The sequence below is a fragment of the Streptomyces malaysiensis subsp. samsunensis genome, assembly GCF_024519315.1.
Taxonomy (GTDB): Bacteria; Actinomycetota; Actinomycetes; order Streptomycetales; family Streptomycetaceae; genus Streptomyces; species Streptomyces malaysiensis.
Genome location: NZ_JANIIC010000280.1, coordinates 1 through 376 on the forward strand (window position 1 = coordinate 1; position 376 = coordinate 376).

At 66.0% G+C, this 376-nt stretch carries 1 protein-coding gene; it reads left to right on the plus strand.

The window, feature by feature from the left end:
* Positions 1-376, plus strand: a 376-nt coding sequence (locus NQU54_RS48890) for an ATP-binding protein (protein ID WP_441005772.1), incomplete at both ends; no start/stop codon positions are given.

The following is a 376-nucleotide window of genomic DNA, read 5'->3' on the forward strand; positions in this document are numbered from 1 at the left end:
GCGCCGCCACCAAAAACTGGTCGAAGAAGCCCCCGCCCCCTTCCTGACCGAAGAGCAGAACACCCAGCTCTACACCGCCTCCAAAGCCATCCTCAAGGAAGCGGGCTATGTGGGCGCCGGCACCGTCGAGTTCCTGGTCGGCAACGACGGCACCATCTCCTTCCTCGAGGTCAACACCCGCCTCCAGGTGGAACACCCGGTCACCGAGGAGGTCACCGGCATCGACCTGGTCCGCGAGATGTTCCGCATCGCGGATGGTGAGGCCATCGGCTACGACGACCCGCAGGTACGCGGCCACTCCTTCGAGTTCCGCATCAACGGCGAGGACCCGGGCCGCAACTTCCTGCCCGCCCCCGGCACGGTGACCTCCTTCGTA